Here is a 13,378-nt window from a genome sequence, read left to right as displayed (position 1 = left end):
TAACACCATAAGCGATTCGTTTCCTATTTCAAAAAATCCTCAAAATAACGCGTTATATGTCCATGCAAATGCACACGGTCGCGCCCCGTCATATTATGTCCGTGCCCCGGATATATAAAGAAATCGGGATGTGTACCCTTTTTAATGGCAGAATGCAGGAATTGCAAGCTCTGTTGCATCACCACAGTAGGATCTTCATCTCCATGTATAAGCATCAGGCGGCCTTTAAGGTCTCCGGCACGTTCTACCATGCTGGAATTCTTATATCCCTCCTGATTCTCCTGAGGGCTATCCATATAACGTTCGCCATACATCACTTCATAATACTTCCAATCCGTAACAGGCCCGCCTGCTACACCTACCTTAAACGTTTCGGGATGACGAAGCATTAGGTTCAGCGTCATAAACCCGCCATAACTCCAGCCATGTACTCCTATCCGGTCGACATCTACATAGCCCAACGACTTCAGGTATTCCACACCTGTCATCTGGTCATCTGTTTCCACCACTCCAAGTCGGCGATGCGTTATATTTTCGAAATCGATTCCCCTGTTCGACGTACCTCTGTTGTCCATCGTAAATACTACATAGCCCTTTTCAGCCATGTATATATCCCATCCTCTGACCTGTCCCATCCATGAATTATCTACCATTTGGGAATGTGGCCCTCCATATACATAAACAATGACCGGATATTTCTTGTTCGGGTCAAAATTTAGCGGTTTCACCAGACGATAATACAGGTCTGTCACATTATCATTTGCTTTCAACTTACCCAATGTTATCTCGGGTAGCTGTATATTTCTATAAGGATTCTTTGCTGAATACCAGATATATGACTTATTCGATTTGGTTTCTGTAATTGTCACCTTTCCGGGGTTGTTCTGCGAAGTATATTTGTCGCAGATAAATTTTCCCGAAGCGCTAAGTATTCCGTCATGAACGCCTTCTTCCTTCGACAGTTGCTCTCTCTTTCCTGTTTTCAGATTCAGTTTATAAATATGCTTTTCTATCGGGCTTACTTCAGTAGATACATAAAAGAGATTCTCTCCTTTTTCGTCAAATCCCAGAACAGATGTAACATCCCATTTGCCGGAAGTAATCTGCTTCAACAATTTTCCGGTTGTATCATACAGATATAAATGGTTAAATCCGTCGCGCTCACTTTGCCACAAGAACTTCGACGGCTCGTTTTTCAGAAATAACACGGGATTCTCAGGCTCTACATACTTCGGATGAGTTTCAGTGAATAAGGTCGTTTGCAGTTTCCCGCTCACAGCATCATAACTTCTTACAATGCAAGTATCCTGCCCTCGGTTGACCTCTGCAATATAGATACTTTTTTCATCGGGACTCCATGCTATATTCGTCAGGTATTTTTCTTTAGGAGTACCTGTTTTCAGATATACTGTTTGCTGTGTAGCAGGATTGTATACTCCGACTGTAACATGATGGCTTTTCATTCCGGCCATCGGATACTTTATATTTTTCAGCTTGGCGATACGCGCCGAAACATCTACTAACGGATAATCGGTAACCATAGTTTCGTCCATACGATAGAATGCAAGAAGATTTCCTGCCGGCGACCAGAATATACCTTTGTTAATACCGAACTCGTTCCTATGAACAGATTGCCCGGAGACGATGCCCGGATCGGTTTCGTTTGTTATGGCCGTTTCTTTCCCTTCCGAATCTTGTATATACAGGTTATTATCTTTTGTATATGCGAGCATTTTACTTTTTTCAGACCATTCGTGGTTATCTATTCCGTCTAATGACAGAAACGCAGCCATCATCTTTTTTGTCACAAAGTCATACAAATATATTTTGTCAGGAGTGGCAATCAGTATATCATTCGACTGCGGAGAAATAAACTGAATGGTATTTAAACTTTTCAGCGCCTCATCGTTGTTCAGTCCCATACCTGAATTAATATCCTGAAGACTAAGCAATACTTGAGGTTTCTCTTTATCTGTATTGGGAGCAACTATTACGGAATCACCTTTTATGTAGGTCAGTTTATCCCCATACCATCCCAATTGACGAGGCATTTCGGCACGATACTTGCTGAATGTTTTACCTCCGGGCGTCAGGTCTTCTAATGTCAGAGGTGTTTCTTGGCTGTATGATTTCATTGGAAGCAAAATGCTTATGGCTAAAAAAACGGAATTAATAAATTTCATACTATAATTTTATTTTTAAAGGATGTATGGAAGCTCGCATGACAAAATTATCCTGTACTTTGGTGAATTGCGATTCATGTTCGTTTTCATACCCATGCTGTTTTTTTAGTGAACAAAGATAGTGAATTTCTATGTCGCAGATTTATCTGACAGGTACAGATTTACATCTCAATGGTTTATTATCATCAAAAGAGGCAATAGGCCAGACAGTCAATTAGTTTTTTTTTAGAACAATTTATTTTTTTAAACGTTTTAGAAATAAAAGTTATACTTTTGCGTTACTAAGTATAAGAAAGGGAAATTTACACATAACATAAGAACGTATTTAATGATATATTTTTCAATCTAACTACTTGTGGTATTTTAAATTAAAAAACAACAAATAGGTCCACGACCTTATCTAAAGAACGACAATATGTTAAAAAACAATATATTACACTGCACCGGACTTATACTATTGTTTGTTGCAATAGTCACGTCATGCAGCAAAAATCCAAAAGAATTTGAAATAAGCGGAAAACTCGACAATGTAACAGGTGATTATTTTTTCATGTCGCATGAGATCGGAGACTCCGTATTTATAGACACTGTTGCTATCAGTGCAAAAGGTGAATTTTCTTTCCGTAGCGAAATCGATACACTGACAGAATATTCACTGTACTTTAATAAAAATACAAAAAGCACTTTTGTTCTTGCCAACAAAGGATGGAAGGTAGAGCTTAAAGGCGACGTACTATATCCCGACCTGATAGATGTAAAAGGTGGTGACGTAAATGATGATTTAACGAGCTTCAAGGAAAAAAATAAAGCTTTGCTCAAATCGCGTGCCGATATATTGAATACTGCCGAAAAGAACATTAAAAACGAAGACAGCCTGGTAGTAAAAGATTACGTGGTTGAACTAAAAAACATTAATTTCGAGTTATCCAATATAGCAGCCGCATATGTAAAAGCAAATCCGGACAAGATAGCTAGCGTAATGTTGATAAATACATTTTTCAAAGATGAGACTTCCATCCCGCGGCTTGACGAAAACCTGTCTTTATTGAAAGGCAAAGCGATTGACTTTCCTCTGACAGCTGAACTCAAAAGTTTTAGAGACAAAGTAAAATTGTCAGCTGTCAATGCTTATGCACCGGGATTTTCAATAAAAAATATGCAGGACAAAACCGTTCAGTTATCTGACTTTAGAGGTAAGTATGTACTTCTTCTATTTGCAGCTACCACATGCGATGTATGCCGCGATGAGAAACAAGACGCAATCGATGTCTACAATGAATTGAAAAAGCAAAAAAAGAACATCGAATTCATTTCCATTGTAAAAGATTCGGAACAGGTACCTTTTACTGAAAATATAGCCGATTCTGTAAAATGGAATATATTACCTGTGAAGGGGGGATGGGCTGCAAAACCTTTCGATACCTATTACATCCGTGAAATACCTTACAATATACTGATTTCACCGACCGGTATCATTCTGGAAAGAGATTTGCCTATCCGTGCAGTTATAAGCAAGATGGAAGAACTGACCGGCGAAAAGAAAAAGTGAGATAAGCAATCAATAATATGAAGTAGGGGCGAATAAATATTCGCCCCTATATTTTTTTTGAATCATCCAATATTTTTCTTACTCCCTCAAAACATCGAGAGCAACAGCTTATCTATAGCCTGCACTATCTGGCTGCGCGAACCCGTAAAATTATTAACCATTATGGTAAAAGCATATTTCTTATCTCCGTCTGTATAGTATCCTGCAAAGCATTGCACACCATAGATACTGCCGCTTTTCATCGATATCTTTCCGGCAAGGCGTGTTCCCTTGAGCCGGTTGCTTACAGTTCCGTCTTTCCCCGCTTTGGGCAACGACTCCAGAAAAGCATCGGCATACTTACTTTTTGCCTGCATATACACCAGTAAGTCGCACATAAATGCAGGACTCACGGCGTTAGACGGGGCAAGCCCGCTTCCATCAAACATGGTAAGCGCATCGGTATTCAATCCCCGGGCTTTCCACAATTCTTTCGTTTTGTCAATCCCTGCATCCAGAGCAGAGGAGTATATATCTGTCGTTTTTGTACGCCCTACAGTGCGTATAAGATGTTCCGCATAATGGTTGTTACTCCTTACATTGGTATCCTTTATGATATCTTTCAATGGAAAAGACTCGTGGCGATAGAATATATCTTCATTAAAAGTCTTTCTATTCTTCGAATACATCTGATTGAAATACCTGTCATACGTGCTTTCTACCGCGCCTAACCTAAAGCCCTTATCAGTCAACTGCTTTGCCAATACTTCGCCGAGATATAAGCCCGGATCGGGAATATCGCCCTTTATACTGAACGACGACCTTCCACCGGGGATGTCTCCCGAAAGAAGCCTGTTTACGGAAAAAGGTTCCCCGTGAATATATCCGTTATCCTGCCCTGTAGTATTCATCGTAAGGGTATTGCGAAACGACAGGTTCATTTCGGGCTGGGTCTTTATTATAACAGGGCATGTATCGCGACGCATTGTATTGAAAAAGAGCTTATATGTATTATCATAAATACTGATACCATAACTTGCCGCAGCGTAATAATTACCCATATCCTGATATGTCCATCGCTGCGATACACCTTCATATCCAAAATAATCATCGACAATGGTAATATCCAATTTTTTTGTTGAATCGAATTTCTGCCCTATCTGTTCTGTCCATCGGGAAAGGAACGCGTCAGGCGTATTATCCAGATGTTCGGTTCCCAGTGTAGGATCACCATATCCATGCACCAATAACCTGTCCGGCTTATCTTTGTCTATGGCCAGAGTAGTCTGATATTTATAATCGGGGCCCAATATTTCCAATGCGGTGGCGGTAGTTACTACCTTTAGTATAGATGCGGGAGTGTATGCCCTGTCTTCATTATGTCCGGCTAGTTTCGTCCCTGACAAGTCCTTTACACAAATACCAACGGAGGCATGCCTGAGCCCCTGATGATTAAGAAAAGTTTGTATTCCGGCTTGTTTTACCTGCGCATTCAGTATATAAGGAACTAATACCAAGAATGTTAATAAATATCGGCTCTTTGCTTTCATCATAGACAGATTGTTACGGGAAATAAGAAAAAATAAAATATCTTTGTAAAGATATATCAAATAATTTAAAACAGCATCTGCATATGACAATGGGACAACCATTCGACAAGCCTTTCACCTTCGACCGCACTATCCGCTTGTTGATAAGTGTATTGGCTATAGGAGCCGCCCTCTACTTTCTGTATTTACTGAAAGACGTATTACTCCCTTTTTTCGTAGCATGGCTTTTAGCTTATATGCTGAATCCATTAGTACGCTTTTACAAAAGAAAATTAAAGCTCCCCCACTCTATAGCCGTTGTACTCACACTGCTATCAGTGGCAGGGATATTCACACTACTCGGATTTATACTGGTTCCCCTTATCGAAAACGAGATATGGCAAATTAACGGCCTGATTGCCAGTTATGATTTGTCCGCCATAAGCCAAAACGGAATTCCGGTAAGTGTGGCTGATATTATAGGCCGGTATGTTGACTACAAGGAACTGCAAAGCACTTTATCGAAAGACAATCTTGTAGAGATTATTCAATATGTAAGCCCAGCCGTAGAGTCCCTCTTTTCGGGTACAATATCCTTTCTTTTCGGACTTACGGTAGTCTTTATCGTTATCTTATACCTGATATTTATATTGCTCGATTATGATAAGATAAATGAGCTCTGGAGATTCCTTATCCCACCTAAATACCGCCCGATAGTAGGCCGCATAACACTGGATGTGGAAACCAGCATGAATAAATATTTCCGCCATCAGGCTTTTATCTGCTGCATTCTGGCTGTGCTGTATGCTACCGGGTTTCAGATCATAGGTTTGCCGATGGCAATTATGTTTGGCATATTTGTAGGTCTTGTACATATGATACCATATCTTCAGGTCATCACATTCCCGCCGGCAATATTGCTTTGCTGGTTGCGGGCATCGCAGACAGACGATAGTTTCTGGGTGATGCTGGGATTAGTGGCTCTTATATATGTAATTGTGCAATGTATTATGGATCTGTTCTTAGTGCCGAAAATAATGGGAAAAGCAATGGGCCTGAATCCGGCAATCATTCTACTATCTCTCTCAGTATGGGGTTCACTATTAGGCATAGTGGGTATGATAATCGCCATCCCCCTAACTACCATGCTACTATCATATTATAAAGAATTTATCACCTCAGCCGAAAAACTGCAAGCCATAGAAGAATCACAACAGGAGATACCTTTCGATGAAAGTTGAGATTAATTGATTTTTTTGTATCTTTATGCCTCATTTTTGAAAATCAACAAAATAATATAATAATGCAGTTAACAGCAAAATTAATTCAAGTGCTTCCTGTGCAGACAGGTATGGGTAAAAACGGAGAGTGGAGAAAACAAAGCATCATTCTCGAAACCGATGGTATGTATCCTAAAAAAGTATGCATGACCTTCTGGGGTGATAAAATAAACGAGTCTATACTTCAAATAGGAAATATTCTGGATGTGTCTTTCGATGTAGAAAGCCGCGAATATAACGGGAACTGGTACACAGACCTCAGAGCTTGGAAAGTAGAGCCTGCAGGCACAAGTCAACATGCTCCGACACAATCATACGGACAAGCAAGCCAACCTACACAAGCTGCTACCCCGGTGGACTTTAGCGGAGACAGTGGCGACGATCTTCCATTTTGATGGATTTTCGGGCTAAATATTTGTCTGTCAAAAAATAAGTTTTATCTTTGCACCTCGTTAAATAATATAAATAACAACTTATGTATTTAGATTCAGCTAAAAAGCAAGAAATCTTCGCAAAACACGGAAAGTCTAACACTGATACTGGCTCACCTGAAGCTCAGATAGCATTGTTTTCATACCGTATTTCGCATTTAACTGAACATTTGAAGTTAAATAAGAAGGATTATAACACTGAAAGATCTCTAAGACGCCTTGTAGGTAAACGTCGTCGTTTACTTGATTACCTGATAGATAATGATATTGAAAGATATCGTGCTATCATCAAAGAACTAGGTATCAGAAAGTAATCTTTCGGAGAAAAGATTTATTAAGAGATTGTTTCTATTGGAACAATCTCTTTTTGTTTTATCTTTATACACACTCATTCAGCAAACATATGGAGAAGCTAACTATAATAAAAGTAGGTGGAAAAATTGTAGAAGAAGAACAATCGCTGAAACAACTTCTAAAAGATTTTTCCCGTATAGAAGGATATAAAATACTAGTCCATGGCGGAGGTCGATCGGCAACAAAACTGGCAGAGCGCCTGGGTATCGAAAGCCGTATGATAAACGGCCGCCGCATCACCGATTTAGAGACCCTGCAAGTAGTAACAATGGTTTATGGAGGCCTTGTTAATAAGAATATTGTGGCAGGACTGCAAGCCCTGGACGTGAATGCCCTTGGACTTACAGGCGCAGATATGAATCTGATCCGTTCCGAAAAAAGACCTGTAACAGATATAGATTATGGATTTGTGGGGGATGTAAAAGAGGTGAATACAGGAATACTGTCATCTCTGATATCTCAGGGTATAGTACCCATATTAGCCCCTCTCACCCATGACAAACAAGGCAATATACTAAATACAAATGCCGACACAATAGCAGGAGAAACTGCGAAAGCCTTAGCCAATATTTTCGGGGTGAGCCTTGTGTATTGTTTTGAAAAGAAAGGCGTGTTAATGGACGAAAATGATGATGATAGCGTAATCCCATCACTAAATAAAGCAGAATTTAAGGATTTGGTTCAGAAAGGTGTTATACAAGGAGGCATGATACCTAAGCTCGACAACGCATTCGAATCTATCGAAGCAGGTGTTAAAGAAGTGGTGATAACAAGCGCAAATGAGATTGGGACAGGTTCCGGCACCCGAGTTTATTTGTTTTAAAATTTCATTCTGATTAGGCTGGCATTAATAAATAATCTATTAGATGGATTCTTACATTCTTTCTTTCTATTTGTTCAGGGAATTAGGAAAAAGAATATATATTTGCCTACGATAAGTTTTAATTTAACCTAATAAGACAATTATGAGAACAATTCTAAAATTTAGCTTAGTTATTATTGCATTACTATTAGTTGCAAATGTGAATGCCCAGGAAAAACCTGCAACTTTTGGTGTTAAAGCAGGAATGAATCTCTCCACTATTACAGGAGATGCGACAGATGATGTAAAGGCCAAAGTAGGCTTTAATGTTGGCGTAACATTAGATTATACGCTGACATCCGATTTATATCTCTTAACAGGTCTCGAACTATCGACAAAAGGGTGCAAAGAAGATGTTGGATTATCGAAAGATGCTACAAGCAATTTAATGTATCTGCAACTTCCAATTCACCTCGGCTACAAATTAGCAGTTACAGATGCTACCAAAATAGTATTTCATGCCGGACCTTATGTAGCATACGGAATTGGAGGAAAAACAAAAATATCGGAATCAGGTGTTGAAGTAAGTGTTAATTCTTTTGGTAGTAATCGTGTAAAACGATTCGACTTTGGAGTTGGCCTTGGCGTCGGAGCTGAATTTGGCAAAATTGGAGTTGGTCTGGGGTATGATTTCGGCCTTGTCAACATCGTGGATGTCGACAACGTATCAAATAAAAACGCAAACGCTTACCTGACAGTAGGATATAAGTTCTAAGCGGCAGGTCAGAATATAAAACAAGCTCCGAAATCCGGGGCTTGTTTTTTTATATCTTAATTTGAACACTTTTTAATATCTTTATCTATATAATTATAACCGATAGCTTATAGCTCTTTGAGATATAAACAAGAGCCCCCTCAATCCCTCATGGGGGCAAGGCTGTTAAGTTCTATTTTTTTTACCCTCTGTGTCATGTTGAACGGAGTGAAACATCTCGTTTTTCAGGGTCGGGATCCTTCGTTCCTCTCAGGATGATAGCAGAAAATAACAGAACAAAGTAGAGAACTTAACAGCCCTGCCCCCATGGGAGACTTACAATGAGGGTAAAAAGTGACAGATAGAAAATAGTGGAAAATGTGTCCAGTTTCCTACATAAGCTATTGGCTAATAGCGACCTGCTAATAGCTGAAAAATGTGTTACCTTTGTTACCTTTTGAAAGTTGTAAGCGTTGAGTAATAAGTATAAAGGAGCTCTATTGTTTACTACTAACTGTTGACTGTAAATAGTGTCAGAAATGTCAGATTTTAACAGAATGCAGCAAGTTGTAAGCACCAAGCGAATCACCCTCTATTAACTGTTATCCGTTTACTGAATCGGAGCGAAGCGCAAATTGACGGATCCAAAATTGTGTTACTTTTGTTACTTTTTTAAAGTTATTGAGTGACTAAGGCTTAAGAATAAAAAGGGTTTGACCCATGTATATTGTCTTTTCATCCCCCATCCCCTTAATTCTCAAAAACTTTGCGTACCTTTGTCCGATTTTAAGAAGTTTAGAAAAAAATATTTTATGATGAATCCGATTACAAAGAGTATCGATTTAGGTGATGGAAGGACTATCACCCTTGAAACCGGAAAATTAGCAAAACAAGCAGATGGATCTGTAATGCTACGCATGGGTAACACCATGATGCTGGCTACAGTTTGTGCTGCAAAAGACGCTAAACCGGACGTTGATTTTATGCCTTTACAGGTAGAGTATAAAGAAAAATTTGCCGCATTCGGCCGCTTCCCCGGAGGTTTTCTTCGCAGAGAAGGACGTGCGTCAGATTATGAAATATTGGTTTGCCGCTTGGTAGACCGTGCGCTTCGCCCGTTATTCCCGGATGATTATCACGCTGAAGTATTTGTGAATGTAACACTGTTCTCTTCAGATGGCATAGATATGCCGGACGCACTGGCCGGGCTTGCAGCTTCTGCTGCCCTTGCAGTATCCGATGTGCCTTTCAATGGGCCAATCTCGGAAGTGAGAGTTGCACGTGTAGATGGACAATTTATCCTTAATCCGACTTTCGCTCAACTGGAGCAAGCCGATATGGATATCATGGTAGGTGCTACTATGGAGAATATCATGATGGTAGAAGGCGAGTTTAAGGAAGTTTCGGAAGCAGAAATGCTGGAAGCAATTAAAGTAGCGCACGAAGCTATCAAAGTACAATGCCAGGCTCAGATAGAACTGATGGAAGCTGTGGGCAAAACAGTAAAACGCGAATACTGCCACGAAGTAAACGATGAAGAACTTCGTAAAGACGTATGGGCAAAATGCTACGACAAAGCTTATGCCGTAGCTGCATCGGCTAACACAAACAAGCACGAACGTGGCGATAACTTCGCAGCTATCGTAGATGAATATAAAGCAGGCCTGACAGAAGAAGAACTGGCTGAAAAGGGTTCTTTGATATCCCGCTATTACCACGATGTGGAAAAAGAAGCAATGCGCCGCTCTATCCTTGACGAAGGTAAACGCCTCGATGGACGTTCTACTACAGAAATCCGCCCTATATGGAGCGAAGTAGATTATCTGCCGGGAGCGCATGGCTCTGCTATCTTTACCCGTGGAGAAACTCAATCACTGACCACAGTTACTTTAGGTACCAAGCTGGATGAGAAAATCATCGACGACGTACTTAACAACGGAAAAGAAAGATTCCTTTTACACTATAATTTCCCTCCGTTCTCTACCGGAGATGCCCGTCCGCAACGCGGAGTAGGCCGTCGCGAGATAGGACACGGAAATCTTGCTCACAGAGCTTTGAAACCAATGATTCCAGCTAACTACCCATATGTTATCCGTGTAGTATCTGATATTCTTGAATCGAATGGTTCATCTTCTATGGCAACTGTTTGTGCCGGTACACTGGCTCTGATGGATGCCGGCGTGCAGATCAAAAAACCAGTAACGGGTATAGCAATGGGACTTATCTCAGAGAAGAAAGGTACAAACTTTGCTGTGCTTTCCGACATCCTAGGAGATGAAGACCACTTAGGTGATATGGACTTTAAGGTATGTGGTACAAAAGACGGTATCACTGCTACCCAGATGGATATTAAAGTAGACGGATTGTCATACGAGATACTCGAAAAAGCCCTGAATCAGGCACGTGAAGGCCGTTTACATATTATGGGTAAAATCCTTGAAACATTACCTGAGCCGCGCGCAGACTTCAAAGAAAATGCTCCGCGTATCGAGGTTATTATTATCAACAAAGAATTTATCGGTGCTGTTATTGGCCCTGGAGGTAAGATTATTCAAGGTATTCAGGAAGAAACCGGTGCCACTGTTACTATCGAGGAAATCGATGGTTACGGCCGCGTAGAAATATCAGCAACAAGCAGAACTTCTATCGAAGCCGCTGTTGCTAAAATCAAAGGCATTGTAGCCGTTCCGGAAGTAGGAGAAGTATATACAGCTAAAGTTCGCTCAGTAATGCCTTATGGCGCATTCTGTGAATTCCTTCCGGGCAAAGATGGTCTGCTTCATATCTCTGAGATCTCTTGGGATCGCATAGAAGACATGGAAAAAGCCGGACTGAAAGAAGGTGACGAAATAGAAGTGAAACTGATTGACATCGATCCTAAGACCGGAAAATTCAAATTATCCCGTAAGGTACTTCTTCCACGTCCTCCAAGACCGGAAAAACCTGTACAGAAGAATAACAATGAAGGAAATAACTAATCTTTCATGTTTATGATAGAAAAGAGACTTTAATTAAAGCCTCTTTTTTTTGCTATAAATAACTCTTTTATGCACAAAACAACAATTGGTTTATCTATATGGTATGGGAATAAAATTACCCTGAGCACTAAATACATTCAGAACAGTAATTTTTATGAAAATAATATTATGACAACAATTTATGTTTACATTTGCATCTGAGATAAAGACTAAAGACAATTTTTCCATTTATTAAAACTACAAATATAAAAGAGTAAACAACATGAAATTTAGCACTTCAAAGCTGAAGGCGGCATTGCTTTGCATATCAATTATTCTTTGTAATTATATGCAATCCCAGATAACAGTAGGAGCCGATTTAACACCTAACAAGGGAAGCTTATTGGATCTTAAAGAATATAATAATCCGACCCAATTAGCAAATTCAGAGAAAGGGCTGGGAATGCCACGCGTATCATTACAACGGCTGGAAAAACTCGACCCCTGTGTAGAAAATGCAACTGAAGAAGACAAAAAGAAGCATACCGGGCTGATGGTCTATAATCTGACCGACGATACGCCATATGGTCTGTGTCCGGGCCTCTATGTATGGCAGGCCACAGAGTGGACAAGACTGCCTGAACCTTGCCCCAAGATATATTACAACACAAAAAAGATTTTGGGAATAGGGCTGGATAATTATTCCGTAGGAGCAACTTCGCCAAATGCCGGCGGAAGTATTTTATTACAGAATCAGGCCGCTTTTGGTGATGATCTAAATAGTATAGTGGGTTTTAAGGGATATACATTAGACTATCTCCGAATACCGTCTCTAGTGGATATTGATTATTTAGGTACACTCGATGCAAAACTAGCCGAAAAGCCGGATATAATCGTTATCAGTTATCCGTCAAGGATATTAAATCAGGACACTGCTGATAAGTTAAATAATTATTTGAATCAGAATGGGGTTCTTATATTATTGTTGGAGGACCCGGGAGGTGTATCTGCTGATACTCAGAAATCTTCTCAGATATTTTTAAGAACTGTTTTTGGAAACACCAATATCACCCAGAAAAACACTACATCCGATGCCTTTTCCGGTTCTGTTTATCAGTATTCAACAACAATAAATGATGAAGTAATAAATGGGCCGTTTGGCGATCTCAGAGGAAAGTACTGGGGAGAAGATGCTTCATATACAAGCCTTGTATCCGGATTGCCTTCCGATCAGATTATCGAATATTCGACCGCCTATGACCACTCTATGGGCGTTGCAAATAGTGACTACATAAACTCATTCAGACATAAAACGAAGAATCTGATTTTCGTAGGAGATGGCGGGTTTATCGTATATCAAAAGGGCTCTGCCGTTCCAATGGCATATCCTTTCGGATTAGACAATAATAACATCCCTGTAGAAAGGGCAAACTACGGACGAGGTACCAAATATAACGTTTCCAACTCTATCTTTTTTGGAAATGCAATGGCATGGGCTATCAAGATGGCAGAGTATAACGGGATAAATACGATACCTTAAAAAGTGAAGCAGGAGGGAAT

General features: G+C 40.0%; 10 protein-coding genes. 8 read left to right on the top strand and 2 right to left on the bottom strand.

All coding sequences use genetic code 11. The features are described 5' to 3' along the window. Positions 1 to 23 precede the first annotated feature (23 nt). Complete coding sequence (locus QZL88_RS11425) at positions 24 to 2,183, bottom strand: S9 family peptidase (protein ID WP_296941288.1); 2,160 nt, start codon at positions 2,181 to 2,183, stop codon at positions 24 to 26. Between the two features lie 415 nt (positions 2,184 to 2,598). Here QZL88_RS11425 and QZL88_RS11420 point away from each other — a divergent pair, with 415 nt between their 5' ends. Then, positions 2,599 to 3,732 carry a redoxin domain-containing protein gene (locus tag QZL88_RS11420; RefSeq protein WP_296941286.1) on the top strand — a complete coding sequence of 378 codons (1,134 nt, stop codon included), beginning with the start codon at positions 2,599 to 2,601 and terminating at the stop codon, positions 3,730 to 3,732. Between the two features lie 86 nt (positions 3,733 to 3,818). On the opposite strand, the gene dacB is transcribed toward QZL88_RS11420, so the two are convergent. Further along, a complete protein-coding gene (dacB, locus tag QZL88_RS11415) occupies positions 3,819 to 5,264 on the bottom strand; it encodes a D-alanyl-D-alanine carboxypeptidase/D-alanyl-D-alanine-endopeptidase (protein WP_296941284.1) in 1,446 nt (481 codons plus the stop codon). An 80-nt stretch (positions 5,265 to 5,344) separates the two neighbouring features. Here dacB and QZL88_RS11410 point away from each other — a divergent pair, with 80 nt between their 5' ends. From QZL88_RS11410 to QZL88_RS11380, 7 genes are all read left to right on the top strand, one after another. Next, complete coding sequence (locus tag QZL88_RS11410; protein ID WP_296941281.1) at positions 5,345 to 6,481, top strand: AI-2E family transporter; 1,137 nt, start codon at positions 5,345 to 5,347, stop codon at positions 6,479 to 6,481. 62 nt (positions 6,482 to 6,543) lie between these two features. Then, positions 6,544 to 6,915, top strand: a complete 372-nt coding sequence (locus QZL88_RS11405) for a DUF3127 domain-containing protein (RefSeq protein ID WP_296941279.1) — start codon at positions 6,544 to 6,546, stop codon at positions 6,913 to 6,915. Between the two features lie 80 nt (positions 6,916 to 6,995). Then, positions 6,996 to 7,265 (top strand): 30S ribosomal protein S15, encoded by a 270-nt coding sequence (gene rpsO, locus QZL88_RS11400; protein WP_006800342.1) that lies wholly within the window; start codon positions 6,996 to 6,998, stop codon positions 7,263 to 7,265. A gap of 89 nt (positions 7,266 to 7,354) precedes the next feature. Next, entirely contained in the window at positions 7,355 to 8,128 is a 774-nt protein-coding gene (argB, locus tag QZL88_RS11395; protein ID WP_296941276.1) for an acetylglutamate kinase, read from the top strand. 142 nt (positions 8,129 to 8,270) lie between these two features. Beyond that, positions 8,271 to 8,882, top strand: coding sequence for a porin family protein (locus QZL88_RS11390; protein ID WP_296941274.1), 612 nt, complete (start codon positions 8,271 to 8,273; stop codon positions 8,880 to 8,882). A 791-nt stretch (positions 8,883 to 9,673) separates the two neighbouring features. After that, complete coding sequence (gene pnp, locus QZL88_RS11385; protein ID WP_296941272.1) at positions 9,674 to 11,839, top strand: polyribonucleotide nucleotidyltransferase; 2,166 nt, start codon at positions 9,674 to 9,676, stop codon at positions 11,837 to 11,839. A 262-nt stretch (positions 11,840 to 12,101) separates the two neighbouring features. Then, complete coding sequence (locus QZL88_RS11380) at positions 12,102 to 13,358, top strand: hypothetical protein (protein ID WP_296941270.1); 1,257 nt, start codon at positions 12,102 to 12,104, stop codon at positions 13,356 to 13,358. Positions 13,359 to 13,378: the final 20 nt, after the last annotated feature.

Source organism: uncultured Dysgonomonas sp., from assembly GCF_900079725.1.
Lineage (GTDB): Bacteria > Bacteroidota > Bacteroidia > Bacteroidales > Dysgonomonadaceae > Dysgonomonas.
This window is presented reverse-complemented; position numbering and strand designations above follow the sequence as displayed.

Excerpts from the sequence above, each read along its gene's own strand:
- QZL88_RS11425 (WP_296941288.1), bottom strand. The coding sequence starts at position 2,183 with ATGAAATTTATTAATTCCGTTTTTTTAGCCATAAGCATTTTGCTTCCA.
- QZL88_RS11420 (WP_296941286.1), top strand. The coding sequence starts at position 2,599 with ATGTTAAAAAACAATATATTACACTGCACCGGACTTATACTATTGTTT.
- dacB (WP_296941284.1), bottom strand. The coding sequence starts at position 5,264 with ATGATGAAAGCAAAGAGCCGATATTTATTAACATTCTTGGTATTAGTT.
- QZL88_RS11410 (WP_296941281.1), top strand. The coding sequence starts at position 5,345 with ATGACAATGGGACAACCATTCGACAAGCCTTTCACCTTCGACCGCACT.
- QZL88_RS11405 (WP_296941279.1), top strand. The coding sequence starts at position 6,544 with ATGCAGTTAACAGCAAAATTAATTCAAGTGCTTCCTGTGCAGACAGGT.
- rpsO (WP_006800342.1), top strand. The coding sequence starts at position 6,996 with ATGTATTTAGATTCAGCTAAAAAGCAAGAAATCTTCGCAAAACACGGA.
- argB (WP_296941276.1), top strand. The coding sequence starts at position 7,355 with ATGGAGAAGCTAACTATAATAAAAGTAGGTGGAAAAATTGTAGAAGAA.
- QZL88_RS11390 (WP_296941274.1), top strand. The coding sequence starts at position 8,271 with ATGAGAACAATTCTAAAATTTAGCTTAGTTATTATTGCATTACTATTA.
- pnp (WP_296941272.1), top strand. The coding sequence starts at position 9,674 with ATGATGAATCCGATTACAAAGAGTATCGATTTAGGTGATGGAAGGACT.
- QZL88_RS11380 (WP_296941270.1), top strand. The coding sequence starts at position 12,102 with ATGAAATTTAGCACTTCAAAGCTGAAGGCGGCATTGCTTTGCATATCA.